21 protein-coding genes and 1 pseudogene are annotated in these 26,140 nt (G+C 68.2%); 10 read left to right on the top strand and 12 right to left on the bottom strand.

Going from position 1 to position 26,140, the window contains the following annotated elements; translation table 11 throughout:
* Nucleotides 1-34 precede the first annotated feature (34 nt).
* From gnd to dnaA, 3 genes are all read right to left on the bottom strand, one after another.
* The gene (gene gnd, locus TU31_RS07800; protein WP_042151010.1) at nt 35-913 is read right to left on the bottom strand and encodes a phosphogluconate dehydrogenase (NAD(+)-dependent, decarboxylating); all 879 of its coding nucleotides are present in this window, start codon (nt 911-913) and stop codon (nt 35-37) included.
* A 203-nt stretch (nt 914-1,116) separates the two neighbouring features.
* The gene (gene dnaN, locus TU31_RS07795; protein WP_018092092.1) at nt 1,117-2,247 is read right to left on the bottom strand and encodes a DNA polymerase III subunit beta; all 1,131 of its coding nucleotides are present in this window, start codon (nt 2,245-2,247) and stop codon (nt 1,117-1,119) included.
* 1,019 nt (nt 2,248-3,266) lie between these two features.
* On the bottom strand, nt 3,267-5,174 hold the full coding sequence (gene dnaA / locus TU31_RS07790) for a chromosomal replication initiator protein DnaA (protein WP_078885613.1): 1,908 nt from the start codon (nt 5,172-5,174) through the stop codon (nt 3,267-3,269).
* 378 nt (nt 5,175-5,552) lie between these two features.
* Here dnaA and rpmH point away from each other — a divergent pair, with 378 nt between their 5' ends.
* From rpmH to TU31_RS07745, 9 genes and pseudogenes are all read left to right on the top strand, one after another.
* Nucleotides 5,553-5,690: a 50S ribosomal protein L34 gene (rpmH, locus tag TU31_RS07785; protein WP_003949374.1), complete on the top strand. Its 138-nt coding sequence runs from the start codon at nt 5,553-5,555 to the stop codon at nt 5,688-5,690.
* 21 nt (nt 5,691-5,711) lie between these two features.
* Nucleotides 5,712-6,080 (top strand): annotated as a pseudogene (gene rnpA / locus TU31_RS07780) (ribonuclease P protein component); the annotation flags it as partial.
* Nucleotides 6,081-6,166: 86 nt separating this feature from the next.
* Nucleotides 6,167-6,484 carry a membrane protein insertion efficiency factor YidD gene (gene yidD / locus TU31_RS07775; RefSeq protein ID WP_042150996.1) on the top strand — a complete coding sequence of 106 codons (318 nt, stop codon included), beginning with the start codon at nt 6,167-6,169 and terminating at the stop codon, nt 6,482-6,484.
* A 3-nt stretch (nt 6,485-6,487) separates the two neighbouring features.
* Nucleotides 6,488-7,627, top strand: a complete 1,140-nt coding sequence (gene yidC / locus TU31_RS07770) for a membrane protein insertase YidC (RefSeq protein ID WP_042150993.1) — start codon at nt 6,488-6,490, stop codon at nt 7,625-7,627.
* A 14-nt stretch (nt 7,628-7,641) separates the two neighbouring features.
* The gene (locus TU31_RS07765) at nt 7,642-8,148 is read left to right on the top strand and encodes a Jag family protein (protein WP_042150991.1); all 507 of its coding nucleotides are present in this window, start codon (nt 7,642-7,644) and stop codon (nt 8,146-8,148) included.
* Nucleotides 8,149-8,282: 134 nt separating this feature from the next.
* On the top strand, nt 8,283-9,008 hold the full coding sequence (gene rsmG / locus TU31_RS07760; protein WP_078885611.1) for a 16S rRNA (guanine(527)-N(7))-methyltransferase RsmG: 726 nt from the start codon (nt 8,283-8,285) through the stop codon (nt 9,006-9,008).
* A 303-nt stretch (nt 9,009-9,311) separates the two neighbouring features.
* On the top strand, nt 9,312-10,382 hold the full coding sequence (locus TU31_RS07755) for an AAA family ATPase (protein WP_078885610.1): 1,071 nt from the start codon (nt 9,312-9,314) through the stop codon (nt 10,380-10,382).
* Nucleotides 10,379-11,470, top strand: a complete 1,092-nt coding sequence (locus TU31_RS07750) for a ParB/RepB/Spo0J family partition protein (RefSeq protein ID WP_078885609.1) — start codon at nt 10,379-10,381, stop codon at nt 11,468-11,470. The genes TU31_RS07755 and TU31_RS07750 overlap by 4 nt, the downstream gene beginning before the upstream one ends.
* Nucleotides 11,471-11,779: 309 nt before the next feature.
* Nucleotides 11,780-12,397, top strand: coding sequence for a GNAT family N-acetyltransferase (locus tag TU31_RS07745; protein WP_030075726.1), 618 nt, complete (start codon nt 11,780-11,782; stop codon nt 12,395-12,397).
* An 89-nt stretch (nt 12,398-12,486) separates the two neighbouring features.
* On the opposite strand, the gene trxA is transcribed toward TU31_RS07745, so the two are convergent.
* The 7 genes from trxA to TU31_RS07710 form a co-directional block, all read right to left on the bottom strand.
* Entirely contained in the window at nt 12,487-12,813 is a 327-nt protein-coding gene (gene trxA, locus TU31_RS07740; protein WP_042150984.1) for a thioredoxin, read from the bottom strand.
* A 46-nt stretch (nt 12,814-12,859) separates the two neighbouring features.
* Complete coding sequence (trxB, locus tag TU31_RS07735) at nt 12,860-13,834, bottom strand: thioredoxin-disulfide reductase (RefSeq protein WP_042150982.1); 975 nt, start codon at nt 13,832-13,834, stop codon at nt 12,860-12,862.
* 114 nt (nt 13,835-13,948) lie between these two features.
* Nucleotides 13,949-14,896, bottom strand: coding sequence for an RsmA family anti-sigma factor (locus TU31_RS07730; RefSeq protein ID WP_042150979.1), 948 nt, complete (start codon nt 14,894-14,896; stop codon nt 13,949-13,951).
* A complete protein-coding gene (gene sigM / locus TU31_RS07725; protein WP_042151851.1) occupies nt 14,893-15,576 on the bottom strand; it encodes an RNA polymerase sigma factor SigM in 684 nt (227 codons plus the stop codon). The genes TU31_RS07730 and sigM overlap by 4 nt, the downstream gene beginning before the upstream one ends.
* A 433-nt stretch (nt 15,577-16,009) precedes the next feature.
* Nucleotides 16,010-17,722: a protein kinase family protein gene (locus TU31_RS07720; protein ID WP_042150976.1), complete on the bottom strand. Its 1,713-nt coding sequence runs from the start codon at nt 17,720-17,722 to the stop codon at nt 16,010-16,012.
* A gap of 107 nt (nt 17,723-17,829) precedes the next feature.
* Nucleotides 17,830-20,019, bottom strand: coding sequence for a murein biosynthesis integral membrane protein MurJ (gene murJ / locus TU31_RS07715; RefSeq protein ID WP_042150974.1), 2,190 nt, complete (start codon nt 20,017-20,019; stop codon nt 17,830-17,832).
* A gap of 46 nt (nt 20,020-20,065) precedes the next feature.
* A complete protein-coding gene (locus tag TU31_RS07710; protein ID WP_042150971.1) occupies nt 20,066-22,321 on the bottom strand; it encodes a DUF6049 family protein in 2,256 nt (751 codons plus the stop codon).
* A gap of 249 nt (nt 22,322-22,570) precedes the next feature.
* Between TU31_RS07710 and TU31_RS07705 the strand changes: the two genes are divergently transcribed.
* Nucleotides 22,571-24,046, top strand: coding sequence for a CCA tRNA nucleotidyltransferase (locus TU31_RS07705; RefSeq protein ID WP_042150970.1), 1,476 nt, complete (start codon nt 22,571-22,573; stop codon nt 24,044-24,046).
* A gap of 89 nt (nt 24,047-24,135) precedes the next feature.
* Here TU31_RS07705 and TU31_RS39060 read toward each other — a convergent pair whose 3' ends face one another.
* Together TU31_RS39060 and TU31_RS07695 are read right to left on the bottom strand one after the other, a co-directional pair.
* Nucleotides 24,136-24,705 (bottom strand): LppU/SCO3897 family protein, encoded by a 570-nt coding sequence (locus tag TU31_RS39060; RefSeq protein ID WP_181018559.1) that lies wholly within the window; start codon nt 24,703-24,705, stop codon nt 24,136-24,138.
* Nucleotides 24,706-24,816: 111 nt separating this feature from the next.
* Nucleotides 24,817-26,076, bottom strand: coding sequence for an MFS transporter (locus tag TU31_RS07695; protein ID WP_042150968.1), 1,260 nt, complete (start codon nt 26,074-26,076; stop codon nt 24,817-24,819).
* Nucleotides 26,077-26,140 lie beyond the last annotated feature (64 nt).

Below are 26,140 nucleotides of genomic sequence, written 5' to 3'. Positions count from 1 at the left end.
CTGTTGCTGGTTGCTGCGGTGTGCGCGGTGTCCGCTACTTCTTGCTCTCGACCGCGTGCCCACCGAACTGGTTGCGGAGCGCGGCGATCATCTTCATCTGCGGGGAGTCGTCCTGACGGGACGCGAACCGCGCGAAGAGCGAGGCCGTGATCGCGGGCAGCGGCACGGCGTTGTCGATGGCGGCCTCGACCGTCCAGCGCCCCTCGCCCGAGTCGGCGGCGAAGCCGCGCAGCTTCTCCAGGTGCTCGTCGTCGTCGAGCGCGTTGACGGCCAGGTCGAGCAGCCAGGAACGGATGACCGTGCCCTCCTGCCAGGAGCGGAAGATCTCCCGGACGTCCGTGACGGAGTCGACCTTCTCCAGCAGCTCCCAGCCCTCGGCGAAGGCCTGCATCATCGCGTACTCGATGCCGTTGTGGACCATCTTCGCGAAGTGGCCGGCGCCGACCTTGCCGGCGTGCACCGAACCGAAGTCGCCCTCGGGCTTCAGCGCGTCGAAGATCGGCTGCACCTTGGCGACATCGTCCTTGTCGCCGCCGTACATCAGGGCGTAGCCGTTCTCCAGGCCCCAGACACCGCCGGAGACACCGCAGTCGACGAAACCGATGCCCTTGGCCTTCAGCTCCTCGGCGTGCTTCTCGTCGTCGGTCCAGCGGGAGTTGCCGCCGTCCACGACGATGTCGCCCGGCGAGAGCAGCTCGGCCAGCTCGTCGATCGTGGACTGGGTGGCGGCACCGGCCGGCACCATGACCCAGACGACCCGCGGACCCTTGAGCTTCTCCACAAGCCCCTGGAGGCTGTTCACATCCGCCAGGTCCGGGTTGCGGTCGTATCCGATGACGGTGTGGCCGGCGCGGCGAATGCGCTCACGCATATTGCCGCCCATCTTGCCGAGACCGACGAGACCGAGCTCCATCAGAGACCCTCTTTGCACGTAGACGTTGCTGGTGTACCCGGGACCGAGCCTACGCCCGCAGGTCCGCGCACACCTGTGGGCTCAGCCGCTCATCAGGGCCCGTCAGCCGGCCGCCGCAAGGCCCGTGGCCTGGGCCGCTGTCCGGCGGCCGCGGGAGAGCGGGCGACGGCATGCCGCCACCCGCGTGACCCGTGCTCCGGCCGTCAGCCCGACAGCCGCACCGGCATGATCAGGTACTTGTACGCGTCGTCCGCCTCGGCGTCCTTGGCCGGCCGGCCGCTCAGCAGCGCGGGCTTGGTCGAGGTCGTGAAGGACAGCTGCGCCACAGGGGAGTCGATGGCCGACAGGCCCTCCAGGAGGAAGCCGGGGTTGAAGGCGATCGAGATGTCGTCGCCGTCCAGATCGGCGTCGACCCTCTCCACAGCCTGTGCATCGTCGCTGGAGCCGGCCTCCAGGATCAGCACACCCTGCTCGAAGCTCAGCCGGACCGGGGTGTTCCGCTCGGCCACCAGAGCCACACGCTTGACGGCCTCGACGAACGGGGCGGTCTCGATCACGGCGACCGAATTGAACTCGGTCGGGAAGAGCGTGCGGTACTTCGGCAGGTCGCCTTCCAGCAGACGGGTCGTCGTCCGTCGTCCGGCGCCCTCGAAACCGATCAGGCCCTCGCCCTGGCCCGAGCCGGACAGCGCCAGCGTGACGGTGTCACCGCTGCTCAGGGACTTGGCGGTGTCCAGCAGCGTCTTGGCGGGGACCAGCGCGACCGCGGAGGCGTCCGGGCTCTCCGGCTTCCACAGGAACTCGCGCACGGCGAAGCGGTAGCGGTCGGTGGAGGCCAGGGTGACCGTGTCGCCCTCGATCTCGATCCGTACGCCGGTGAGCACCGGAAGGGTGTCGTCACGGCCGGCGGCGATGGCGACCTGGGCGGCGGCCGCGGCGAAGACCTCACCGGGGACGGTGCCGGTGGCGGTGGGCATGGTCGGCAGGGACGGGTACTCCTCCACAGGAAGGGTGTGGAGGGTGAACCGCGAGGAGCCGCAGACGACGGTGACCCGTACACCGTCGGTGGAAATCTCCACCGGGCGGTTGGGAAGCGCACGGCAGATGTCGGCGAGCAGCCGGCCGGAGACGAGGACGGTGCCCTCTTCTTCCACCTCCGCGTCCACCGAGACCCGTGCGGAGACCTCGTAGTCGAAGCCGGAGAGGCTCAGCGTGCCGTCCTCCGTCTTCAGCAGCAGGCCCGCGAGGACGGGCACCGGCGGACGGGCCGGGAGGCTCTTGGCCGCCCAGGCCACTGCCTCCGCGAGTACATCGCGCTCCACCCGGATCTTCACCGGAAACCGCCTCCTGCTGTTGCTGGCTCTTCGCCCTGCTGGCCTTCGTCGTCGGCTGGGTTGCCGGAGACCAGTCTGACGCACGCCACCGACAGTCGGTGCGGCTCGGGGTCAAGTCGACTCGGCCGAGGGCGGACACCCGGCAGCCAACTTGTGCACAGGCCCCGTTTCCGAACGAGTTCCCCGGTAGATATCCGTGGTCGTAGTAGTAGGGGCTGTGGAAACCGTGGACAACCGCTTTTGCGCAGGTCAACGCGGATTTTTTGTCCACCGCCCCTGTGGGTGGCGGCCGTGGATAAGCGGGCGGTTCTGTGGACCGCCGGAAGTTCTGCACACCCGATGCACAGGAGACAGGTACTTCTCCCCAGTGCCATCCCCAGCTTTACCCACGTTCCCCACAGCCCAACCGACCACCTTGGTGTGACGGCTTTCACTCGGCCCGGTGAGGGCGGGTGTCGTGTTGCCGAACAGTGGACAGCGGTGTGGAGAAGCTGGGGATTGCTGGGGACAACAACGGCTTGCCTGTGGGCGGGCGGTGGACAAGACGTCGGCCGCCCTGTGGACGAATCCGCTGTCCACACCCTGTGGAAGAAGGTTGGCCACAAATCCACATGCGGCTGACCTCCCCCGATGCCCCGTCAGTACACCAGCCTGTGGATCCCACAGGGATAACTTTCCCCTCCCCAAGGTGTGGACGGAAGATTCTTGCCCAATCTGTGGAGAGAGGCCGTGTCCCGCCGCGGAATCGAACACAGCAGGCGCGCTCCACAGGTTTGGGACGACGGCGGGGCGTATCGGAGCGGGGGGTCGGGGGCTCACAGCGGGTCCGGGAGAGGTGCGTTTCGCGATCGGAGGCGCGCGACAGGAGCGCGCAGGACGCCGCAGAGAGAAGCGGAAGGGAGCCGGGAGCATCCAGGAGAACGGTGTGGCAGGGCCGCTCGCCGGGCGGCGGTCCCCGTATGACGAAGGGCGCACCGGGAGCGGATCCCGGAGCGCCCTGGGCGTCCTGTGGGCCGGCCTCAGCCGTTCTTGATGCGGTTGGTCAGCTCGGTGACCTGGTTGTAGATCGAACGTCGCTCGGCCATCAGCGCGCGGATCTTGCGGTCGGCGTGCATCACGGTCGTATGGTCCCGGCCGCCGAACTGCGCGCCGATCTTCGGCAGCGAGAGGTCGGTCAGCTCGCGGCACAGATACATGGCGATCTGGCGGGCGGTCACCAGGACCCGGCTGCGCGAGGAGCCGCACAGATCGTCGATGGTCAGCCCGAAGTAGTCCGCGGTCGAGGCCATGATCGCGGTCGCGGTGATCTCCGGCGCGGCATCCTCGCCGCCGGGGATCAGATCCTTCAGCACGATCTCGGTCAGCCCCAGGTCCACCGGCTGCCGGTTGAGCGAGGCGAACGCCGTGACCCGGATCAGCGCGCCCTCCAGCTCACGGATGTTCCGCGAGATCCGGGACGCGATGAACTCCAGCACCTCCGGCGGCGCGTTCAGCTGCTCCTGCACCGCCTTCTTCCGCAGAATCGCGATCCGGGTCTCCAGCTCGGGCGGCTGGACGTCGGTGATCAGACCCCACTCGAAGCGGTTGCGCAGCCGGTCCTCCAGGGTGACCAGCTGCTTGGGCGGCCGGTCACTGGAGAGCACGATCTGCTTGTTCGCGTTGTGCAGCGTATTGAAGGTGTGGAAGAACTCCTCCTGCGTCGACTCCTTGCTCGCCAGGAACTGGATGTCGTCGACCAGCAGGATGTCCATGTCGCGGTAGCGCTTGCGGAACGCGTCCGCCTTGCCGTCGCGGATGGAGTTGATGAACTCGTTGGTGAACTCCTCCGAGCTCACATACCGCACCCGGGTGCCCGGATACAGGCTCCGCGCGTAGTGCCCGATCGCATGCAGCAGGTGGGTCTTGCCCAGCCCCGATTCCCCGTAGATGAACAGCGGGTTGTACGCCTTGGCCGGCGCCTCGGCGACGGCCACCGCGGCGGCGTGCGCAAAGCGGTTCGAGGCACCGATGACGAAGGTGTCGAAGAGGTACTTCGGGTTCAGCCGCGCGGTCGGCTCACCGGGGCCGGTGGCCGGCGCGGGCTGCGCGGCGAGCGGACTGGGCGCACCGCTGGGGGCGGGAAGCACGGCGCCGGGGCCGGAGCCGGGGGTGCCCGAGCGGCCGGTGTGCCCGCCGGGCTGGTGCTCGGAGAGGTCGCGGCGCGGCTGGTCATAAGGGGAGCGCGGACCGTCGGAGTGCTGCGGCGGCCCGTTGCGGTCGGGCGCCTGCGGACGGTAGTCGTTCTGCCGCTGCTGATGCTGCGGGACATGGGACGACGGGGAGGCGTACGGGTCACGCTCGGGGAAGCCGCCGAGGTGCTGCTGCTGCCAGCCGTAGTCGTCGCGCGGACCGGGGCCGCCGCCCATCTGCGGCCAGCCGCCGGGCTCGTGCCGGGGCTGCTGGTAGTCCGGGTAGGCGGGCCGGACGCCGGGCAGGTCGTCGCCCTGGTGGCCATAGCCCTGCCGGCTGTCGTGCCGGGACTCGTGCCGGGTTTCGTAGCCGTCGTACGCATCGTGCTGCTGCTGAGACTGATGCGTCTGCTGGTGGTGCGGCGGGTGCTGCTGGGACGACTGGTGCTGAGGCGCCGGCGGTGCGGACTGCGCCGGGGGCTCCTCGGAAGAGTCGTCCACGGTGATCGCGATCCGGATCGGGCGGCCGCACTCATGGCTGAGGGCCTCCCCGATCAGCGGCGCCAGCCGGCCTTCGAGCACACCCTTGGCGAATTCATTGGGGACAGCGAGCAACGCGGTGTCGGCGACCAGCGCCAGCGGCTGGGTGCGCTTGAGCCAGTCCTGGTCCTTGGGCTTGAGGCCGTCGGCCTCCGCACGGAGGAGATGGTCGAGCACGCGGGGCCACACTGCGGCAAGATCGGCAGGTACATCAGCCACAGGGCACGCTCTCTCACAGTCCCACGAATGTGTGATTCTCAGGACGGGCGGGAAGGAATCGAAGTTCAGCCACGGTAGTCAGGGCGGGCCTGGGGATTCAAGTTGTTGTCCACAGGCTGTGCATAGTGTGTCCTGACAAGGGGTCGGCAGGCGATGCCAAGGAGCCGGTTTGACCGGATGGCGTAGCCGCGCGTACCGTGACCAGGTCGAGTTGTCGATGGCTGCTGCCGCCTGCCTCCGATGGGCAAAGATCACGCTCGAAGTGATCGTGTAGCGGTGCACTTAGGCGTTGCGAGCTACTCGTGGGCGCACGGTGACAGCCAGTCGACGCCCCACATCTGTCTCTCCTGAGACAACAAGCATTCCTGGAGCCCCCGAGTGAGCAAGCGCACCTTCCAGCCGAACAACCGCCGTCGCGCGAAGACCCACGGCTTCCGTCTGCGCATGCGGACCCGTGCCGGCCGCGCGATCCTCGCGTCCCGCCGTGGCAAGGGTCGCGCCCGCCTGTCGGCCTGAGCAGCAACCTAGGTCCATGACGTGCTGCCTACCGAGTATCGGCTGAGGCGGCGCGAGGACTTTGCGACCGCGGTACGCCGGGGACGCAGGGCCGGGCGCCCGCTCCTTGTCGTTCATCTTCGCAGCGGTGCAACGGACCCGCACGGGTCGGGGGAAAGTGTTCCCCCGGCACGTGCGGGTTTCGTCGTGAGCAAGGCAGTGGGCATCGCTGTCGTGCGCAGCAAGGTCAAGCGCAGACTCCGCCATCTCGTGCGCGATCGGCTGGACCGGCTGCCCGCCGGTAGCCTGGTTGTCGTACGGGCCCTGCCCGGTGCGGGTGACGCGGATCACGATCAGCTGGCCCGCGACCTGGACGCCGCCTTTGAGCGGCTGCTGGGAGGGGCGCCGAGAGGCTGCAATCCCCCGGGGGCTGCGACCGACAGCAGCTGCCCCGCGGGCCCCCGGAGCTCCGGACGGGACCCGGGAGGGAGCGCACAGTGAAGTACCCGCTGCTGCTTTTGATCAAGATCTATCAGTGGACCATCAGCCCCCTGCTGGGACCGGTCTGCAAGTACTACCCGTCGTGCTCGCACTATGGCTACACGGCCATCGACCGGCACGGCGCGGTGAAAGGGACTGCGCTGACAGCTTGGCGCATCCTGCGGTGCAATCCGTGGTCGCTCGGGGGCGTCGACCACGTCCCTCCCCGGAAGCGTCCGGTTTGGCATCAGCGGCTGAGGAGCCGCCTGGGCGGGCCCACCGTCCCTGAGCCTGTCGCCCAGCCCGAGACTCAGCCCAACGTCCAAGGAGCCTGATTCGTGGACACGATCCTCAGTCCCCTCTATATCGCTGTTTCCTGGATCATCGTCCAGTTCCACTCGTTCTACAGCCTCATCTTTGACAAGGACAGTGGCGCGGCGTGGGGTCTGTCCATCGTCTCGCTGGTGGTGCTGATCCGTATCTGCCTGATCCCGCTCTTTGTGAAGCAGATCAAGTCGACGCGGAACATGCAGGCGCTTCAGCCGAAGATGAAGGCGATCCAGGAGCGCTACAAGAGCGACAAGCAGCGCCAGTCCGAAGAGATGATGAAGCTCTACAAGGAGACGGGCACCAACCCGCTCTCGAGCTGTCTCCCGATTCTGGCCCAGTCGCCGTTCTTCATCTCGCTGTACCAGGTCCTGAACCACATCGCCCAGAACAAGGTGGTCGGTGTCATCGACCAGCCGCTTCTGGAGAGCGCGCAGAAGGCCCACATCTTCGGTGCGCCGCTGGCGGCGAAGTTCATGGACAGCGCGGAGAAGATCCAGAGCCTGGGTGCTTCTGTGGTCGACGTCCGCGTGGTCACGATCGTCATGATCGTCCTGATGTCGGCGTCGCAGTTCTACACGCAGCGCCAGCTGATGACCAAGAACGTCGACCTCACGGTGAAGACGCCGTTCATGCAGCAGCAGAAGATGCTGATGTACGTCTTCCCCATCATGTTCGCCGTCTTCGGCATCAACTTCCCCGTCGGTGTTCTCGTCTACTGGCTGACCACCAACGTGTGGACCATGGGCCAGCAGATGTTCGTCATCCGTCGTAACCCGACCCCCGGCAGCAAGGCCTTCGAGGAGCGCCAGGAGCGGCTGCGGGCCGCGGGCAAGATCGTCGAGGACCCGGCCGAGGTCGCCGCGAAGCAGGCCGCCGAGGAAGCGCGCCAGAACCGCCAGCAGCCCAAGCGCCAGACGAAGAGCAAGCGGCAGACCGGCGGCGCTCCGGCCGGCGGTGCGCAGAACCGTACGCGTGCCGGATCGGCGTCGGGGGCCTCGGGCTCCGGTCAGGGTGCGGCGAAGAAGCCGTCGCTGGAGAAGAAGGACGCGCAGGAAGGCAAGGGGAAGGGCGGCGCCTCCGGGGCCCGCACGACCAAGTCCGGACAGCGCAAGGGCCAGCAGCGCCCCAAGCACCCGACCAAGAAGTAAGAAGGAGTCCTTTCGTGACGGACACGACCCCTGCCACCAAGGGCACCGACACCCTGACCCGCCTGGAGCAGGAAGGCGAGATCGCGGCCGACTACCTCGAGGGTCTGCTGGACATCGCCGACCTCGACGGTGACATCGACATGGATGTCGAGGCCGACCGCGCCGCGGTGTCGATCATCAGCGACTCGACCAGCCGTGACCTCCAGAAGCTGGTGGGCCGCGACGGTGAGGTGCTGGAGGCTCTTCAGGAGCTGACCCGGCTGGCCGTTCACCGTGAAACCGGTGACCGCAGCCGTCTGATGCTGGACATCGCCGGCTTCCGGGCGCGTAAGCGTGAAGAGCTCTCGGAGCTCGGCGCGAAGGCGGCGGAGGAGGCGAAGGGCACCGGGCAGCCGGTGAAGCTCGACCCGATGACGCCCTTCGAGCGCAAGGTCGTCCACGACGCGGTGGCGGCGGCCGGGCTTCGGAGCGAGTCCGAGGGCGAGGAGCCGCAGCGTCGAGTGGTCGTCCTCCCGGCCTGACCGCTCAGCGCTCCCGTTTTTCTTTGGCCCCGTCTGCTCGCAGGCGGGGCCAAAAGTTGTCAGCGTTCTGTGTTATCCCGGGGCGTAACCCGGGTTCCCGGCAGAAGTAGCAGTCCAGAGGAAGGGCGGTTCCCGTGACGGAGGAAGCAGCGGAGCTCCCTCCTGCGCCGAAGGCGGCGGAGGAGGTATTCGGTGAGCGCTTTGCGGAAGCCGTGCGGTACGGCGAACTGCTCGCCGACGCCGGGGTGAAGCGTGGGCTCATCGGCCCGCGTGAGGTGCCGCGGCTCTGGGAGCGGCATCTGTTGAACTGCGCGGTGCTCTCCGAGGTGGTGCCCGAGGGCGTCTCGGTCTGTGACGTGGGTTCGGGTGCCGGGCTGCCCGGTATCCCGCTGGCTCTGGTCCGCCCGGATCTGAAGATCACGCTGCTGGAGCCGCTGCTGCGTCGTACGAACTTCCTTCAGGAGGTCGTCGAGCTGCTCGGGCTGGACCATGTCACGGTCGTGCGCGGGCGGGCCGAAGAGGTGATGGGCAAGCTCCCCCAGGTGCATGTGGTGACGGCGCGTGCCGTTGCTCCGCTCGACCGGCTGGCTGGCTGGGGTGTGCCGCTGCTCCGTCCCTACGGCGAGATGCTGGCGCTCAAGGGCGATACCGCCGAGGAGGAGCTCAAGGCGGCTCGGGCGGCGCTGAGCAAGCTCGGCGTGGTGGAGACCTCAGTGGTGCATGTGGGCGAGGGCGTGGTGGATCCGCCGTCGACCGTCGTGCGGGTCGAGGTGGGCGAGAGCCCCGGCGGTGTGCGCTTTGCGGCCAAGCGGGCGAAGGCGGCGCGCGTGGGCCGTGCGTCGAGGGGGCGCCGGCGCTGATGCTCTGCTGCCGGCGTGCGAGAAGCCGGCATTGGCATGAGGGTATTCCGTCCGCGAAAGCAGGCCGGTCGAATTCCGCAAATGCCATCAAAACGACACAAGACGGAGTGTCGCGGCTCATTCAGGCGTGACGCTGGCATCGTGTTTCACGTGAAACGTCGTTCTCTGCTGCAAGGGATCATCGACCGTGGTCGTGCGGCCGCCGCGCCGCGCGACCGTAGACCCACAAGGGTCAGCGAAGTATCCACAGAAGTGGATTCGTCCACAGGAGAACGGACCTCACTGGTTCACGACACCGAAAGCATGGCAGGCTCTGAACATTGCGAGCCTGATGTCGAGGAGAGTGAATCCTTGCGGTCCGACGCCAACATCGCGGGACCGATGACCGATCCGGTCCCCGGTCCCCGTAGCGAGTCGTTCGGGGACGACGTTTCACGTGAAACGCCGCCCCCGATGGACGACACCCCGATCGGTCGTGCAGCTCAGCTTGCGGTGGAGGCACTTGGCCGCGCGGGTGAGGGGCTGCCCCGGCCTGAACAGACTCGGGTCATGGTGGTTGCCAACCAGAAGGGCGGGGTCGGCAAGACCACGACCACGGTGAACCTGGCGGCCTCATTGGCCCTGCACGGTGCCCGGGTCCTGGTGATCGACCTCGACCCCCAGGGCAATGCCTCCACGGCACTGGGGATCGACCATCACTCCGAAGTGCCCTCCATCTATGACGTGCTGGTGGACAGCAAACCGCTCTCCGATGTGGTGCAGCCGGTCGCGGATGTGGAGGGCCTGTTCTGTGCCCCCGCCACGATCGATCTGGCCGGTGCGGAGATCGAGCTGGTCTCGCTGGTGGCGCGGGAGAGCCGGCTGGACCGTGCCATCAAGGCGTACGAACAGCCACTGGACTACATCTTCATCGACTGCCCGCCCTCCCTCGGCCTGCTGACGGTCAACGCTCTGGTCGCCGGCGCCGAGGTGCTGATCCCGATTCAGTGCGAGTACTACGCGCTGGAGGGGCTGGGGCAGCTGCTGCGGAACGTCGATCTGGTGCGGGGCCATCTCAACCCCAAGCTCCATGTCTCGACGATTCTGCTCACCATGTACGACGGGCGCACCCGGCTGGCGTCCCAGGTCGCCGATGAGGTGCGCAGCCACTTCGGCCATGAGGTGCTCCGTACGAGCATCCCCCGCTCGGTGCGCATCTCCGAGGCACCCAGCTATGGGCAGACGGTGCTCACCTACGACCCGGGATCCAGCGGCTCGCTGTCCTATCTCGAAGCGGCCCGGGAGATCGCCTTGCGTGGGGTCCCGCAAACCGGGGGCCAGGGCCTCAGCCTCAACTATGAAGCACAGCACAGCATCTCGGAGGGGACTCAGTGAGTGAACGACGTAGAGGCCTGGGCCGTGGGCTCGGTGCGCTGATCCCCGCGGCACCGCAGAGCACGGATCATGCCGGACCCGCAGGACAGGGAGCGACGTCACCGTCGTCCGTACCGGTCCTGGCCTCGGAGCGTGGCGTGGCGGCCGCCAAGGTGACGTCGCTGCCGGCGCACGGTGTTTCACGTGAAACGGAAGCACCGGCCGCGACGGAGGCGGCGGGCATCTCGGAGGTGGCCGGCGCGCACTTCGCCGAGGTGCCGCTGGACGCGATCAAGCCGAACCCGCGGCAGCCGCGCGAGGTCTTTGACGAGGATGCCCTGGCCGAGTTGGTCACCTCCATCAAGGAGGTGGGCCTGCTCCAGCCGGTGGTGGTCCGTCAGACGGGGCCGGGGCGGTATGAGCTCATCATGGGTGAGCGACGCTGGCGGGCATGTCGTGAGGCCGGACTGGAGAAGATTCCCGCGATCGTCCGGGCCACGGACGATGAGAAGCTGCTGCTCGATGCGCTTCTGGAGAACCTTCACCGGGCCCAGCTCAACCCGCTGGAAGAGGCAGCCGCCTATGACCAGTTGCTGAAGGACTTCCAGTGCACGCATGACGAGCTGGCCGACCGGATCGGGCGTTCGCGCCCGCAGGTCTCCAACACGCTGCGGCTGCTGAAGCTCTCGCCGTCCGTGCAGAAGCGGCTTGCCGCGGGTGTGCTCTCCGCGGGTCATGCCCGTGCCCTGCTCTCCGTGGAGGACTCGGAGGAGCAGGACCACTTGGCACGCCGCATCGTCGCGGAGGGACTCTCCGTCCGTTCTGTCGAGGAGATCGTGACGCTCATGGGGTCGGCCCCCAAGGGCGCGAGCAAGGCCAAGGGGCCGCGGGCCGGCACCCGGGTGTCCCCCGCGCTCACGGGTCTCGCTTCCCGGCTGTCCGACCGCTTCGAGACCCGGGTGAAGGTCGACCTGGGACAGAAGAAGGGAAAGATCGTCGTTGAGTTCGCCTCGATGGACGATCTGGAGCGCATTCTCGGCACCCTCGCCCCGGGGGAGGGGCGCGTCCTGGGCCAGTCGCTGGCCGAGGAGAACGACGAAGAGGAGTGAGCTGACGCTCTCGGCTCCCGGGCGGGCCGTGTTCCGGAGCCCATGCCGGAACACGTGCCCGCCCTTTGCACTCTTGCGGTACCCCTGCCCGTAAAGGGTGGATACGATGCGTTCGGGTATGGCACGCATCCATGTGGAGACATCTCACACCGAGGAGAGGGCCATGCGATCGGTGAGCCGCACCGGACTGCTGGCAGCGGGCTTCGGTCTCGCAGCCGTCGGAGGGTTCGTTGGTGGTCTGCTCAGAGAGCAGGTGGCGCTGACGGCGCTGCGAGGTGTGGCAGGCGAGGAAAGCGAGGACCTGGGTTCATGGGCCGTCGGCTCGTACCGCTCACGCTGGACAACCTTCCGGACCTCCCCAAGCGCTGCCGCTCCTGTGTCTTCTGGGAGCTCGACCCCGTCAGCGGCGAGGCCGCGGTAAAAGCGGGTCGCCCTGAGCTCGAAAAGGAAGCCTGGATCTCGGCAGTACTGCTGGAGTGGGGGTCCTGTGGGCGGGTGGTCTATGTCGATGAGGTGCCGGTCGGGTTCGTGATGTACGCCCCGCCGGCTTATGTGCCGCGCTCCACGGCCTTCCCCACGAGCCCGGTCTCACCGGATGCGGTGCAGCTGCTGACGGCCTGGCTGATTCCCGGCTACCAAGGCCAGGGACTGGGGCGGGTGATGGTCCAGACGGTTGCCAAGGACCTCATCCAGCGCGGCTTCAAAGCCATCGAGGCCTTTGGAGATGCCCGCTGGAGTGAACCGGCCTGTGTGCTGCCCGCCGATCATCTGCTCGCGGTGGGCTTCAAGACCGTGCGTCCCCACCCCCGTTTTCCTCGACTGCGGCTTGAGCTGCGTACGACCATCTCGTGGAAGGAGGATGTCGAGCTGGCACTTGATCGCTTGCTGGGAGCCGTCCAGAAAGAACCCGCACTGCGACCGCTGTAGAGCCGAGCCGATGTTTCCCGTGAAACAGAGAACGGGCCCGCCCCCTCGTGGGGGACGGGCCCGTTTCCTGTGAAACGTGGCGGCGTGACTCAGCCGAGGAAGTCCGCCAGGTCGCGCTCGATCGCGGCCTTCGGCTTGGCACCGACGATGGTCTTCACGACCTCGCCGCCCTGGTAGACGTTCATGGTCGGGATCGACATGACGCCGTACTTGGCGGTGGTGGCCGGGTTCTCGTCGGTGTTCAGCTTGGCGATGACGATCCCGTCGTGCTCGGCGGCGATCGCCTCCAGGGACGGGGCGATCTGGCGGCACGGGCCGCACCAGGTGGCCCAGAAGTCCACGAGAACGGGCTTGTCGCTCTTGAGGACGACCTCTTCGAAGTTGTCGTCCGTGACGGTCACCGTGGCGCCGGCCATGGGAATCTCCTTACTGGGTGGGTGGTGGGAAAGCTGGGTGCGCGGGTCAGGCGGTGGGGGTCTTCTCCGGCTCGGGCGTCGACTCGCCGTCCGACAGCGCAGCGAGGAACCGCTCGGCGTCGAGGGCGGCGGAACAGCCCGTGCCGGCCGCGGTGATCGCCTGACGGTAGGTGTGGTCGACAACATCGCCGGCGGCGAAGACGCCCGTCAGGTTGGTGCGCGTGCTGGGGGCGTCGACCTTGAGGTAACCGTCGTCGTCGAGGTTCAGCTGGCCCTTGAACAGCTCGGTCCGCGGGTCGTGGCCGATCGCGATGAAGAGGCCGGTGACGGGGAGCTCGGAGGTCTCGCCGGTCTTGAGGTTGCGCAGGGTCAGACCCGAGAGCTTGCTCTCACCGTGGATCTCGGCGACCTCGCTGTCCCACACAAACTTGATCTTCGGGTCGGCGAACGCACGCTCCTGCATCGCCTTGCTGGCCCGCAGGGTGTCACGGCGGTGGACGACTGTGACCGACTTGGCGAAGCGGGAGAGGAAGGTGGCCTCCTCCATCGCGGTGTCGCCTCCGCCGATGACGGCGATGTCCTGGTCCTTGAAGAAGAACCCGTCGCAGGTGGCGCACCACGAGACGCCGCGACCGGACAGCTCGTCCTCACGGGGCAGGCCGAGCTTGCGGTGCTGGGAGCCGGTGCTGACGATCACGGTCTTCGCCCGGTGCACATTGCCGGCGGTGTCGGTGACGGTCTTGATCTCGTCGGAGAGATCGACCGCGACAATGTCATCCGGGACAAGCTCGGCGCCGAAGCGCTCCGCCTGGGCACGCATGTTGTCCATGAGGTCCGGCCCCATGATGCCGTCGCGGAAACCGGGGAAGTTCTCCACGTCGGTGGTGTTCATCAGTGCGCCTCCGGCGGTGACGGCACCTTCGAAGACCAGCGGCTTCAGGGACGCGCGGGCGGTGTAGAGCGCTGCGGTGTAGCCCGCGGGCCCGGAGCCGATGATGATCACGTTGCGGACGTCGCTCACGGGTGTCTTCCTTGTCTCTGCCGACTGCTTGCTGGGGCTCTCGGTTCTCTCACCCCACCCAACGGATCCTACGGGGCGAGCATTCCCGGAGTGTCACAGCGCACTTCTCGTCGCTCAGTCTCGCTGGAACGAGTGCGACAGCAGAACCTTTCCGGGAGACGGTGGCGTGGCAGAGACGCAGGAGGCAGCGATGACATACGCGGAGACGCGCTGGGGATCGGCCGGATCCGGCAGCACCACGAGGTAGGCGTCCTTGCCCTGGTAGCGCGTATGGCTGGTCGCCAGCGGAGTCTCCGGACGGGCGATGCCATGGCGGACGCAGGACGGAATGGTGTCGGCGCTGCCGCGCATCGGGGAGTCGGGGGAGCTCCGGGTCCCGATGCCGGGTGACTTGTGTGAGCCCTTCGACGTCAGCAGTTCTTCCACATGTGATTCGAGACTCGCCGCGGTGAGGGCGCCCGCATCGCCGGTCTTCTTCTCGGGGGTGGCGGTGGTTCGGTTCTGCTTGCTCGCCTGGGTGCCGTCGAGGGCGGCGTTCTGAATGAGCAGGCCGCCGAAGCTGAAGACCGCCGCGGCTGCCGCGGTGCCGAGCAGAATCCGAGGCCAGCGCCGCGCACGGGACGCGCGGCCGCCAGGCGTCTGCCGTCCCGGCCCCGAGGAGCCCCGGGGGCGTCCGGCGGGCCGGGCAGCCGGTGTCCCACGCCGGGGCGCCTCTTCGTCGGTTTCACGTGAAACCACGACGGGGGCGGTGGCTGTTTCACGTGAAACTTGAGCCGTGGCGACTGGAGTGGTGGCGTTCAGCAGCGCTTCGGCGGCGAGAGCGGCATCGATGCGGCCGGCCACATCGGCCGGCATCCGCAGCGGGCCGGGCAGCGTGCCGAGCAGTGAGCGGATTTCCTCCAGGGACGCATAGACGTCGTCGCACAGGGGACAAGTGGCGAGATGGTCGCGCAGTTCCGCGGTGCGCGAGGGAGAAAGCAGCCCGTCCGTGAACTCGGAGATCTCGGAGACCTCCGGGTGCTCACCTGTGGGGTGCTCACCCGTGCCGGTCGTCGACGTCACGCTCGCCCACCTCCGCCCTTCACGGCACCTGTGTCCTTCGGCCCTGCCGTCGGTGGGACGGATGTCCCCTGCGCCCGGTTCCTTCCCCCAGTCACGGGTTTGCTATCCCCGTTGTCGGCGCGCAGATGGGTGACCAAGGGCAGGAGCCGAGCCCGGCCCCGTGCACAGCGGCTTTTCACCGTTCCGGTCGGGATATCGAGGATCGACGCGGCCTCCGCGACGGGGTAGCCCTGCATATCGACGAGGACGAGCGCGGCCCGCTGTTCCTCGGGAAGGGTGCGCAGGGCGCTGAGCAGCTCCCGGTGCAGATCCTGGCGCTCGGCGGGTGCCGCGGCGGATTCCTCGGGCTCCAGCAGCTGCTCCAGCCGCTCGGTCTCGGCGACGGGCGAAGTGCGCCGCGAGACGGCCTTGCGGGCCCGGTCCAGACAGGCATTGACCGTGATGCGGTGCAGCCACGTCGTCACCGCGGACTGACCGCGGAAGGTGTGCGCCGCTCGGTAGGCGGAGACCAAGGCGTCCTGCACGGCATCGGCGGCCTCTTCGCGATCCCCCAGGGTGCGCAGTGCCACCGCCCAGAGACGGTCGCGGTGCCGCCGGACGATCTCCCCGAACGCCTCGGGGTCACCAGCGACATGGCGAGCGATGAGGTCTTGATCACTAGATTCCTCTAGCAGACCCACCCATACCCCCTCACCTAGCGCCGACTCCTGGGAATCTTGCCCCCTGTAGGACATCGGCGTAAAGATCGCCAACCTGCTGCTACCTGTTGTGAGTGTCTCCTGACTTGCAGCAACAATGCGTCACTGTTCATCGTAGGCAGGTGTGTGGAGAACCACTAGGCAGCTCATCTACTGGTGGACCAGTGACCTTCTTGCCCGAAAACGCAAAAGGATGCGTTGCTGCTTTTGCTTCTCAGGGGCGGGCTTCTCAGGTGTCGCTTTGACCTTGAGAGTGGGCTGCCCGCCGACGGGCGTGATCACTGGGCGCCCGGGCCGAGTTGCGCTGCGATCAGGGGTCTGCCGCACGATGTCGCCCCGCCGACCCGAAGGTTGACGGGGCGTTCGCATCTCGTATTTCTACGGGTTCCCGGTGCGCTGAGTTAATGCTGGTGAGTCAGCTGAAGATTTTGATTTCTGAAATGCCGCCGCGGAACCAATCCGATGTTCCATCAGAGGAAAGCTTCGTGATGTGGACCAGGACATAGCGAGACTTCACCGGCTGGTCGAGCTTCACATCCAACTTGTCGCCAGCTTTCCCCAGCTTGGAAACGCTTTGTGAGAAATCACCGAGCGTCGTCGGATCCGTTGCGGAGGGTGCTGCTGCGCGGATTTCTACGGTCTGGTCCGGCCGATACATGGAGACCTGTATCCCGGAGATGTCCTTGGCGCTCCCGAGGTCCACGATGATTCCGCTGCCATCTGCGCGCGGCGGCAGGTTTCCGAAGTTGGGCCAGCCCCTGAACCGTCCTGTCACCCACGCAGTGCTTGGATCGCCGTCCGTGACATTGTGAGCTTGGTCCTCCGAGAAAGGCTCGGCCAGGGGCGAGAACTCCGTGGCCCCCTTCACCGAGAGCGCCTTTCCTGGGTGCTTCTTCGGACCGCCGGCCGGCTGTGAGTTCCCCGGGGCGTCCTGGTCCTTTTCCCGCTTCAGCAGCGTGTCCGCCAGCTGCCAGCTGCCAAGCCCCAGTGCCGCGATGAGCAGCGCCGAGACGGACCACTTCAGGGCTCGGCCAGTGCGGCTCTGTAGCGGCGACGGAGGCGAGCTGACCGGCTGCGTGACATGCGGTGCCGGCGTTCCGTGGGCGGACGACTGCCGGTAGCTGCCCTGCTGGTAGCCCGTGCGCTGGTACGGCGGAGGTGTGGAGAAGGCGGTCTCCGGGGGCCGGATGCGGGGCATGGCCGCGACGGCCTTGGCCAGCTCCTCCGGGGTGGTGCACGGCTGCTCCTGGCGCGAGGCGGTCGCGCCATCGTTGATCAGTGCGCGCATGGCCAGCTCGGACAACCCGCGATGGACACCGGCCCGCACCTGGTCGGGTGCGATCAGCCCGACGCCCTTGGGCAGGCCGGTGAGGCCGTGCGCGTCGTTCTCGTACGGCCAGCGCTGGGTCAGCGCGGCGTACAGCAGCGCACCGATCGCCTCGGTGTCCGCGCGCTGCGGAGACTCGCAGGTGATGCCGCGCAGTGCCGCCATGACGGCCAGGCCGCGGATGCGGTACTGCCCGGACTCCGTGCGCAGCACCGAGCCGGGGGTGATCCGCAGATGGGAGAGACCTTCGCGGTGCGCGGCGGCCATGGCCTGGGAGACCTGGCTGACGAGCTGGTAGGCGTCGTGCGGCTCCAGCGGGCCGTTGGCGAGCACCGTGGTGAGCTCGGTGGCGTCCGGCAGCCACTCGTGGACGACGTAGACGAGGTCGTTCTCCTCGACGGCGTCCAGGACCTGGACGAACCGGGGGTCGCCGAGCAACGCCGACGAGCGGGCCGCGGACAGCACCGGCCGGGCTCTGGGGTGGTCGGCGGGCAGGATATGCACACCGACGGCGCGGCGCAGCTTTTCGTCGACCGCACGCCAGCTGCTGAATCCGTCCAGACGGGTGACGCACTCCTCGAGGCGGTAGCGTCTGGCAAGCTTGTGGCCGCTGTGCAGTTCCGGTGGCTGGGCTTCGATCGCCTCGGCACGCTCCTCGTCGGTGCCTGCGGCGTCCTGTTCCCTGCCGGATACCTTCTCGGCCTTAGCACCGTCGTCCGTGGCCTTACCCGCCTTGGCGGTCAGCGGTTCCTCACCGCTCGTGTCAGCCACGTCGACGGCAGCCGTGCTCCGTTCCGCCACCGTCGTTCCTGCCTCCCCATCCGTTGCAGGCTCAAAGAGCCAAGACAATTGTGCCCACAGTCCGCCACTATGCACGACACACGGTGGCAGTCGATGGTTGTGCTCAACTAACGTCCAAGCTTCGACCGGACCATGCCGACCAGGGCGTTCAGTTCCTCAATGCGCATTTTGCGTGCGGCGACGTAGAACACGCCCAGAAGTGCGCCGATACCGGCGACCAGAGCGGTGATCGACCCGAGGAATCCGCTGCCGAGTGTCTGCATGATCCCGTACACCGCAGCTCCCGAGATGATCGTGGCCGGGATGCTGGCGCCGGCCAGCCGTGCATAGGTCCGGACGACATGGGCGGTGTCGAGGTCGCCGTCCATGCGCTTGCTCAGCCTGCGCCAGGCCACACCGACGCCGATGATGTACGCCAGGCCGTAGGAGGCCGCCATGCCGACCACGGCCCAGCGGGCCGGCAGGACCAGGAAGCAGAGGCCGGAGGCCGCCGCGTTGACGGCGGCGACGATCACCGTGTTGTAGAAGGGGGTGCGGGTGTCCTCGTACGCGTAGAAGGCGCGCAGGACGACGTACTGCACCGAGAACGGGATCAGGCCCACACCGAAGGCCATCAGCATGTACCCCATCGGGATGCCGGCGCCGGACGAGCCGTAGACCAGCGTGCACAGCGGGATGCCGAGGGAGAGGAAGCCGAACGAGATCGGGACGATGGCGACGGCGGAGGTGCGCAGGCCCTGCGACATGTCGTCGCGGACGGCTCCGGTGTCACCGTCGTGTGCGGACCGGGCCAGCCGCGGCAGCAGCGCCGCCATCACGGAGACGGTGATGATCGCCTGCGGCATGTTCCAGATCAGCTGTGCGCTGGCGTACGAGATGAAGCCGGTGCCCGGGTGGCCCTGGTCGTTGGCGGTGTTGCCGGCCCAGGTGGAGAGCTGGGTGACGACGAGGACGCCCGCCTGGTTGGCGAGTACGAACAGCACCGTCCACTTGGCGAGCTTGGCGGCCTTGCCCAGGCCGTGGCCGCGCCAGTCGAAGCGGAGCCGGAGCTTGAAGTCGGCGTCGCGCAGATACGGGATCATCGCCAGCGCCTGGACGACGAGCCCGAGGAGGGTGCCGATGCCCAGGAGCCGGATGCCCTCGTCGGGGATCGTGGTGACGCCGATGTGCGAGGTCTCCGCCGAGCCGTAGACCCAGATGAACAGGCCGAAGGTGGCGATCATGACGATGTTGTTGAGGACCGGGGTCCACATCATCGCGCCGAAGCGGCCGCGGGCGTTGAGGATCTGGCCCATCACGACATGCAGACCCATGAAGAAGATCGTGGGCACGCAGTAACGGGTGAAGGCGACCGCGACCTCGTTGGCCGCCGGGTCGCGGGAGATGTCGAAGGAGACCAACTTCACCAGCAAGGGCGCCGCGAAGACCGCCAGCACCGTCAGCACGCCGAGGATCACCATGACCAGCGTCAGCAGCCGGTTGGCATAGGCCTCGCCACCGTCGTCGTCCTCCTTCATCGCGCGCACCAGCTGCGGGACGAAGACGGAGTTCAGACCGCCGCCGATGGTCAGGATGAAGATCATCGTCGGAAGCTGGTAGGCGACCTGCCAGGAGTCACCGAGCACCGCGCCGCCGAGCGCCGCGACGATCAGTGCCGAGCGGACGAAGCCGGTGAGACGCGACACCATCGTGCCGGCGGCCATGACCGCGCTGGACTTGAGCAGACCGCCGGCCCGGCCACCGGCGGGCTTGCCGGCCGCCGCCACGGGGGCGGGCTCCGGCGTCGGCTGCTGGGGCACGGCCTCCGGGACGGGCCCCGCACCGGCCGCCGCGGGGCCCGGAGGCACCGGAGCGGGCTGCTGGGGCTCGTAGTGCTGCTGGTCCCGGTAGAGATGCGCGAAGGCGTCGGGCTCCGGACGCTCGCCGGCGGCCTGGGGCCTGAGGCCGTCGAGGCCCAGGGGCAGTGTCGTCGTGTCGGCCTCGCCGTACGGGAGGCCGGTGGCCGGCGGGGACGGGGCCCACAGCTGCGGGTCGGGCGTGTGACGGCCCGCGGGAGGCTGCTGGTGGAGCGGAGGCGCGGGCTGCCCCGGGGACGGCGATGGGTGCGCCGCGCGGTCGTAGCGCGCCTCGGCCACCGGATCCTGAGCGGTCGGGTCCTGGGCGCGGTACGGATCGTTGCGGTAGGCGTCCTGGACGTAGGGGTCCTGGTCCGCGGGCAACGGGGGCGTCGGAGGGACCGGGCCCGTGGGGTCGCCATTGGCGCCCCGGCCCCGGTCACCGTCATACGGCGCGTTCATCGCTGCCCCACCTCATCCGTCGCCGGCCATCCGGCCCCGCCAACTATCAACGGTCCACTTTCTCACCTGAGCCGGACGGGTCGGAGCTTTCCGATCCGGTGTCCGGGCTGGGGTCACTCGGCTGCTCGGGCTCGTCGCCGTCCGTGCCGCCGTTGTCGCCGTCCGTACCTGTGTCGCCCTCGGGACCCTCGTCGTCGGACCCGCCCTCAGCGCGCCGGGCAGCCGCCCGCTTGCGCTGGAGGTAGATCCGCACGCCGGCGAGGACGAGCAGCAGCACACCGCCGGCGATGACGAGCATCACCGTGGCGGTGATCTCCGTGACGTTCACCTGGAACGTCATGCGGTCACCGTAGGGCTTTCCGTCCGCCGTGTAGAGCTGGGCGGTCACCCAGGCCCGGCCGTTGGCGTTCGCCGTGGTGGCGAACTTGAACGACTGGCTGTGGCCGCCGTCCACCGTGATCTGCTGCGCCTTGCCCACGTCCAGCCGGTTGGGCTGGGACGAAGTCAGTTTCAGCGTCATGTCCTTGACGCCCTGGACCAGGTTGTTCTGGACCGTCACCGGAATCGTGGCGCTGCGCCCGGAGAGCGTCGCCCCCGACTTCTGGATCAGGTGCACCTTCTTGGTCAGACCGTCGAGGTAGCTGCGTACGGAGCGCCGGAACCCCGCGGCACCGGCGGCATCGCCGCGCCACTCCGTCGACATCTCCCGCATTATGGCGCTGCCGAAGGGGGTCACCACACGCTCGGGCTGGGCCAGGATCACCCGGTAGTCGTCCAGTGCGGCCTGGGTGCCCCGGATCTGGCGGAAGGCGGAGGTGGGGAGCTCCTGCCGGCGCAGCGAGGACGGGTAGGCGGCGCCGCTCGGCACCCGGCGGGTGGCCGACGGGTCGGGCTTGGCCTTGGCCGCCTTGCCGAGGCTCAGCGGCTGGCTCCAGCTTCCGGAGTCGTCCAGCGTCCGCAGGGCGGTGGCCATGGCGTGGGCCTGGCTGACCGAGGGCATGCGCTGCGGCGCGACGACGACGCTGCGCTGCCGGCCGGGGTCCTCCAGGTTGATCATCTGGGTCTGGGCGAGGAAGTCCTGGACCGCGTGGGCGGAGTTCCCGGCCTTTGACATATCGCCTTCGAAGGCCCGGGAGAGCTGAGCGTCCGCGACGACGGCGGTGTTGCCGCCTCCGATGGGACGGGCCGCCGTCGGGGTGTAGGACAGTCCCCCGGTCTCGCGCAGGCTGTCGCTGCGGGTGATCACATTGTGCGCACCGGCCGAGGTCGCGACATCCACGACCGAGGAGTCGATCGCGCCGTCGACGGGCCAGGCGAAGTCCGTCCGCGGCTTCACGCCGAGGATGGTGTCCACGGTCGTCTCGGCGAGGTCGGTGGCCGGGCCGAGGTGGCTGAGCGCGCTGGGCACGTGCTTGCCGTGGTGCGCGAGCGAGGCGAGGTCGGGGTCGGCGAAGGGCAGCGCGACGACCTCATGCGTCTTGGCCGCGTCTTCGAGCTCGTGCAGCCACTGCTTGGCGACCGCCTGGTTCTTGCCCATGGGCCCGTCCGGGCCGTTGACCCGGTAGGACTTGGTCATCGCGTCGACGGTCGCGAGCAGATCGGGATCGATGACGAAGGTCACCGGCAGGTTCTTGCTGAGCGCGACCATCTGCTGTAGCCGGCCGCCCGGCGCGAGCTCGGCGGCGAGGTCGTCGTTGCGGAAAACCGGCGTCTGCTGGGCATCGGCGTCGGTCTCGGCGGTGAGATGGGTGGAGGAGATCAGCGGCCACATGTACGTGAGCTGCGTCTTCTTCGCGGCATCAGCTTCCTGCCAGGGCAGCAGCGTCCGGTCGAAACCGAGGACCTGGCTGTAGTGCGTGGCCTGCGAGCGCCCTGACACGGAGACACCGAGCTGGTACACACCGTTCTCGTCGAGACGGAGATCCTTGACCGGCACGCTGAGCGTGAAGGTGCGGCTGACCCCCGGCTCCAGCTTGCCGATCTTCTTCGCGCTGCCCTTGATCTCCTCGCCGTCCGCGCCGGGCAGATAGCCGGTGCGACGGGCCACATTGTCGATGGAGCTACGGCCGCCGAGCGCGTCCCCGCGGTGCATGCCGATATGCGCGTCGGTGATCGTGCTGCGGCCGTCGTTGGTCAGCGTCCCGGAGACGGTGACCGAGTCGCTCTTGGAGGGAGCGGACGGGGACATCGAGTCGATGGTGACGTCGACGGTGCGGGAGCCGGTCGGGGCCGCCTCGGCGGTGGGGGCGTGCGGAGCCTGGAGCAGCCCCACGAGCAGGAGCACCCCAGTGAGCAGTGTCACGGTCCTTCGCAGCCATCGACCACGCGGCCGTTCAGTCCCCTGGAACCCTGCCGCCTCGGCCACGCGCTCGTCCGTCCCTCGTCGTCGTCAGTGGTCGTCGGAATGTGCGTCCACGAATGGTAACGAGGCCCGCCGGGCCGGAGTGCCAGGGACTGCTCCACATGATCGCGGGCGCGGAGACCCGGTGCCCGGCCTGACCTCTTTATTACGTGGCGCCTCGCGCTGCGCGGCCACGTACCCTGTTTTGTTGTGCCGAACGCCAACAATGACCTCCCTGCCCCGATCGCCGAGCGGACCCCGCAGTCGACGGACGCGCTGAACCATGTCCAGCGCCGTGCCGTGAGCGAGCTGCTGCGGGTGTCCCCCGTCGCGGATGACCTGGCCCGTCGATTCCAGGAGGCCGGGTTCACACTTGCCCTGGTCGGCGGCTCGGTCCGGGATGCGCTGCTGGGGCGGCTCGGCAATGACCTGGACTTCACCACCGATGCCCGCCCTGAGGACGTTCTGAAGATCGTCCGGCCGTGGGCGGACGCCGTCTGGGAGGTCGGCATCGCCTTTGGCACCGTCGGCTGCAAGAAGGACTCCTTCGACATCGAGGTCACGACTTATCGATCCGAGGCGTACGACCGCACCTCCCGCAAGCCCGAGGTGTCGTACGGCGACTCCATCGAGCAGGATCTGGTGCGCCGGGACTTCACGGTGAACGCCATGGCGGTGCTGCTTCCGCAGAAGGAGTTCGTCGACCCGCACGACGGTCTGGAGGACCTGGCGGCGCGGGTGCTGCGGACGCCGGGGACGCCGGAGGAGTCGTTCTCCGATGATCCGCTGCGGATGATGCGCGCAGCGCGCTTCGCTGCCCAGCTGGACTTCGAGGTGGACCCTGCGGTCTTCGCCGCGATGAAGGCGATGTCGGACCGCATCGAAATCGTCTCCGCGGAGCGCGTACGGGACGAGCTGAACAAGCTGCTCCTGGCGCCGCACCCGCGCGAGGGGCTGCGGCTGCTGGTCGATTCGGGCCTGGCCGGTCATGTCCTGCCCGAGCTGCCCGCGCTGCGGCTGGAAAGTGACGAGCATCACCGCCACAAGGACGTCTACGAGCACTCGCTGACGGTGCTGGAGCAGGCGATCGACCTGGAAGAGAACGGGCCCGATCTCGTGCTGCGGCTGGCGGCACTCCTCCACGACATCGGCAAGCCCCGGACGCGGCGCTTCGAGAAGGACGGCCGGGTCTCCTTCCATCACCACGAAGTGGTGGGCGCGAAGATGACCAAGAAGCGGATGACCGCTCTGAAGTACTCCAACGACCTGGTCAAGGACGTCTCACGGCTGGTGGAGCTGCATCTCCGCTTCCACGGCTACGGGACGGGAGAGTGGACGGACTCCGCGGTTCGTCGCTATGTGCGGGACGCCGGTCCGCAGCTGGAGCGGCTGCACAAGCTGACCCGCTCGGACTGCACGACCCGCAACAAGCGCAAGGCCGGTGCCCTGTCGCGTGCCTATGACGGGCTCGAGGAGCGCATCGCGCGGCTACAGGAGCAGGAAGAGCTGGAAGCGATCCGCCCGGACCTGGACGGCAACGAGATCATGCAGATTCTGGGCATCGGCCCGGGGCCCGAGGTCGGCAAGGCGTACAAGCAGATGCTGGAGCTGCGGTTGGAGCACGGGCCCATGGAGCGCGAGGCGGCGGTCGCTGCGCTGAAGGAGTGGTGGGCCGCTCAGAGCTGAGCGTGAAACGGGCGGTGTTTCACGTGAAACGAGGAGCGGTGTTTCACGTGAAACACCGCTCCTTTGTCTTCCGGCGCGTCCGGCGTGCGCTACTTCACCGAGGCCAGGCAGAGCACCATGCGGGTGTCGCCGCTCCTGCGACGGTGCACGCTCTTGACGTAGGCCGACTCTCCCTCGGAGCACACCGACGGGTCTGTGGTGTCGTTGTGCACGGTGCTCACCTTGTACTGGGCTTCCGAGCTGCCGCAGTCCACCACCTTGAGACCGTCGTCGAGTGAGCTGCTGGACTTCTGCACACAGTCGCCGGCCTCAGCGCTCTCCGCGTCGTCCAGGCTGTTGATCCAGAAGAACGCGAAGACGATCACCGCGATGACGAGGCCGATGGCCCGCAGGATCGCCTTGGGGGACCGGCGTTTGGCGGGCTGCGGCGGCGGCACCGGAGCTCCGCCCTGCATGTAGGGCTGCTGCGGCTGGGGAGCCATGGGGTAACCCGGCGGCGGCTGCTGCCCGTACGGAGCCTGCGGCTGCGGAGGGTAGGCGTAGCCCTGGGGCTGGCCATAGGGGGCCTGCGGTGCTTGCGGATAGGGGCTCTGGCCGTATGGCTGCTGCACGTACGGCGCCTGGCCGTACGGATTAGGGCCTTGAGGCGGCGTGGTCATGGGATTCCCCCGTTATTGATGTGTACAGGCTCGTGCTGGAAGCCCGTAACGTACCGGGTCCGTGCGTGCTCTGTTGCAGGGCCCAGGGGCTGAGCGGCGAGGGAGGGCCGCCTAACCGCGCCCCGAGCGGACCGTGGTCACGGCGATCAGTGCGTAGAGCACCGTCACCATGCCGAGCAGGGCGGCGGACCGGCCGTCCGGCGGCAGCATGAGGGCCGCGACCGCGGCGGCACCGACGAACGCGACGTTGAAGAGCACGTCGTAAATGGCGAAGGACCGGCCGCGGAAGGCGTCATCGACCGTCGACTGGACGATCGTGTCCGTGGAGATCTTGGTTCCCTGGGTGCTCAGGCCGAGGACGAACGCGGCGGCCAGCATCGGACCCGGCGTGAAGAACAGCCCGAGAGCCGGCAGCAGTACCGCGCCCAGTGCCGCACAGCCGGCGATCCAGCCGAACGCGGTGAGCCGCTCGACGGCCCAGGGCGTGACGATCGCGGCCGAGAAGAAGCCCGCGCCCGAGACGCCGAGGGTGATCCCGAGCAGCGCCAGGCCCTCGGATTCGGTCCCGGCCCAGGAGTACCGGCACAGCATCAGCACCATCACCGTCAGCGCCCCGTAGCAGAAACGCATCAGGGCCATCGCGATCAGTGCACGGGCCGGGGTGCGCCGCTCGGCGAGATGGCGCAGCCCTTCCCACAGCCCGCGCGCGGTGCTCAACAGGGCTGCCCGCAGGTGTGGTTGGAGACGATCGGGGTCGGGGCCGAGCAGCTGTGGGCCCATGCGCAGCGCGGTCAGGGCCGAACAGAAATAGAGGGCCGCGGCGAGCAGCACGACGAAGGCGTCCACATCCGATCCCGCCAGCCGGACGGCGAAGGCGAGCCCCCCGCCCGCCGTCGCGGCGAGCGTGCCGGCCGTGGGGGTGAGGGAGTTGGCCATGACCAGCTGCTGTTCACCGTCGACCACGCGCGGGAGCGCGGCCGAGAGTCCGGCAAGGACGAAGCGGTTCACGGCGGTCACGGAGAGGGCCGAGGCATAGAAGAGCCAGTCGGGGGCTTTCGACGCGATCAGCGTCGCGGTGGCCATCGCCAGCAGGGCGCGCAGCAGATTGCCGTACAGCAGGACCTGTCGGCGCCGCCAGCGGTCGAGCAGCACTCCGGTGAACGGCCCGAGGAGCGAGTACGGGAGCAGCAGGATCGCCATGGCGGAGGCGATGGCCGCGGGTGACGTCTGCTTCTCGGGCGAGAAGACGACGAAGGTGGCGAGCGCGACCTGGAAGACCCCATCGGCCGCCTGGGACAGGAGCCGTGCGGCAAGGAGCGAACGGAAGTCGCGTAGCCGGAGTAATACGCGAAGGACGCGCACAGCATGCATGAGGCACAGCCTCACACAGCCCGCAGGCCCCCGGGCGGAATACCCGGGGGCCTGCGGAGGGAGC

Origin of the sequence: Streptomyces lydicamycinicus, from assembly GCF_000829715.2 — a bacterium.
Taxonomy (GTDB): Bacteria; Actinomycetota; Actinomycetes; order Streptomycetales; family Streptomycetaceae; genus Streptomyces; species Streptomyces lydicamycinicus.
Note: the sequence above shows the minus strand (reverse complement) of the source record. Positions and strands in the feature narration are given on the sequence as shown.